The sequence below is a fragment of the Alcanivorax sp. genome, assembly GCF_014762765.1.
Taxonomy (GTDB): Bacteria; Pseudomonadota; Gammaproteobacteria; order Pseudomonadales; family Alcanivoracaceae; genus Alcanivorax.
In genome coordinates this window covers 1-2356 of record NZ_JABURH010000169.1, presented here as the reverse complement: position 1 = coordinate 2356, position 2356 = coordinate 1, and the positions used below count along the sequence as shown (strand labels likewise).

General features: G+C 56.7%; 4 protein-coding genes. All 4 read left to right on the top strand.

The window, feature by feature from the left end:
- Positions 1–2 precede the first annotated feature (2 nt).
- Positions 3–431 carry a 50S ribosomal protein L13 gene (gene rplM / locus HUJ17_RS12445; RefSeq protein ID WP_035248051.1) on the top strand — a complete coding sequence of 143 codons (429 nt, stop codon included), beginning with the start codon at positions 3–5 and terminating at the stop codon, positions 429–431.
- Between the two features lie 11 nt (positions 432–442).
- Positions 443–838, top strand: coding sequence for a 30S ribosomal protein S9 (rpsI, locus tag HUJ17_RS12440; protein ID WP_062816707.1), 396 nt, complete (start codon positions 443–445; stop codon positions 836–838).
- 212 nt (positions 839–1050) lie between these two features.
- Positions 1051–1638 (top strand): ubiquinol-cytochrome c reductase iron-sulfur subunit, encoded by a 588-nt coding sequence (gene petA / locus HUJ17_RS12435; RefSeq protein WP_062816708.1) that lies wholly within the window; start codon positions 1051–1053, stop codon positions 1636–1638.
- Between the two features lie 5 nt (positions 1639–1643).
- Positions 1644–2356: cytochrome bc complex cytochrome b subunit (locus HUJ17_RS12430; protein ID WP_290510990.1), on the top strand; the 713-nt coding region annotated here is incomplete at its 3' end.

Sequence of the window (2356 nt, the reverse complement as noted above, 5' to 3'; positions counted from 1 at the left end):
CCATGAAGACCTACAGCGCAAAACCGGAAAGCGTAAAGCGCGACTGGTATGTGGTAGACGCCTCCGGCAAAACGCTGGGTCGGTTGGCGACCGAAGTCGCCAGCCGTCTGCGCGGTAAACACAAGCCGGAGTTTACTCCACACGTCGATACCGGTGATTACATCGTCGTAGTCAATGCCGATAAAGTGGCCGTTACCGGTAACAAGGCAAATGACAAGATGTACTACCGTCACACCGGTTACCCGGGTGGCCTGAAAGAAGCCAACTTCTCCACTCTGCAGGCCGAAAAGCCTGAAATGATCATTGAGAAGGCGGTGAAGGGCATGCTGCCGCGTAACCCTCTGGGCCGCGCCATGTTCCGCAAACTGAAAGTTTACGCCGGTACTGAGCATCCGCATACCGCTCAGCAGCCGCAGCAGCTGGAAATTTAAGGGGTTAATTGATGGCAACTGTAGAAACCAACTACGGAACCGGTCGCCGCAAGACCTCTTCCGCTCGCGTTTTTCTGCGTCCGGGCAGCGGCAAGATTTCTGTGAATGGCCGTCCGCTGGATGTTTACTTTGGTCGTAAAACCAACCAGATGGTCGTTCGTCAGCCGCTGGAACTGATCGAAGTGAGCGACAAGTTTGACGTGCTGGTTACCGTTAGCGGTGGCGGCAACAACGGTCAGGCTGGCGCCATCCGTCACGGTATCACCCGTGCGCTGATGGAATACGACGGTGAGCTGCGTGGTCAGCTGCGTCGTGCCGGTTACGTGACCCGTGATGCACGTGAAGTTGAGCGTAAAAAAGTGGGTCTGCGCAAGGCGCGTCGTCGTCCGCAGTTCTCCAAGCGTTAAGCTTTACAACAGCTGTTCACAAAAAAGCCCAGCATTGCTGGGCTTTTTTGTGTTCAAATCAGGCGTTTAGCGACTCTGGCCGGGGAATAACCGGTTGTCAGGTGTGGGCTTTTTCTTTACCATTTGCGCCGCCTTACTCCGCCCGGAGCGCGAGGTAGTACCTCGAGTCTCGGACTATTCCCGAGCGTGGGATCTAAGGGGAGAATAACTGAATGAGCAACGACGGCGTTAATACCAGCCGCCGCACCTTCTTGATCGGCTTGACCTCGGCTATTGGTGCCGCAGGTGCAGTTGGCGCGGCTGTTCCTTTTGTGAAATCCTGGCAGCCCAGTGCCAAAGCCAAGAATGCCGGTGCGCCGGTAACCGTGGATGTTGGCAAACTGGAGCCCGGTCAGCGTGTGGTTGAGGAATGGCGAGGCCAGCCCGTGTGGGTGGTGCGTCGTACCGACGATATGCTGCAAACCTTGTCGCAGCTGGAAGACAAGCTTCGTGATCCTGCGTCTGAAGCCGACCAGCAGCCTGCCTATGCGCAGAACGAGTGGCGCTCTATCAAGAAAGAGCTGCTGGTGCTGATTGGCACCTGTACCCATCTGGGGTGTTCGCCGTTGTACGAGGACGAGCCTACGGTGGAGCTGGAGCACGGTGGCTTCTTCTGCCCCTGTCACGGTTCCAAGTTTGATCTGGCCGGTCGCGTCTACAAGAGCGTGCCCGCACCCACCAACCTGGTGGTGCCGCCGCACTCCTATCTGAGCGAAGGCGTCATTATCGTGGGTTCTGAAGAAGGGGAGACCGAGGCATGATGGGAATGGTGAATCGTGTTGTCGACTGGGTAGATGCCCGTCTGCCCGTGGTGGACGCTTACAAGCGCCACATGTCCGAATATTACGCCCCGAAGAACTTCAACTTCTGGTACTACTTCGGTGTGCTGTCCCTGGTGGTATTGATTAACCAGCTGCTTACCGGTATCTGGCTGACCATGTTCTACTCCCCCAGCGAAGGTTTTGCTTCGGTGGAATACATCATGCGTGATGTGGAGTGGGGCTGGCTGATCCGCTATATGCACGCGGTAGGGGCTTCCGCCTTCTTCGCCGTAGTCTATATCCACATGTTCCGTGGTCTGATGTACGGCTCCTACAAGCCGCCGCGGGAGCTGGTATGGATCTTCGGCATGCTGATTTACCTGGCGCTGATGGCCGAAGGTTTCCTCGGTTATGTGCTGCCCTGGGGCAACATGTCCTACTGGGGCGCCCAGGTGATCATCTCCCTGGCTGGTGCCATTCCCTTTGATCTGCTGCCGTTTATCGACGCTACCGAAGCGAAGGAGATCGGTGAAGGCCTGACTACTTGGGTTCGCGGTGACTATCTGTTGTCCACTGCGACGGTGAACAAGTTCTTCGCTCTGCACGTAGTGGCTATCCCCATTGTGTTGCTGGCGCTGGTGGTACTGCACATCCTGGCGCTCCACGAAGTGGGTTCCAACAACCCGGACGGCGTGGAAATCAAGCAGAACAAGGACGA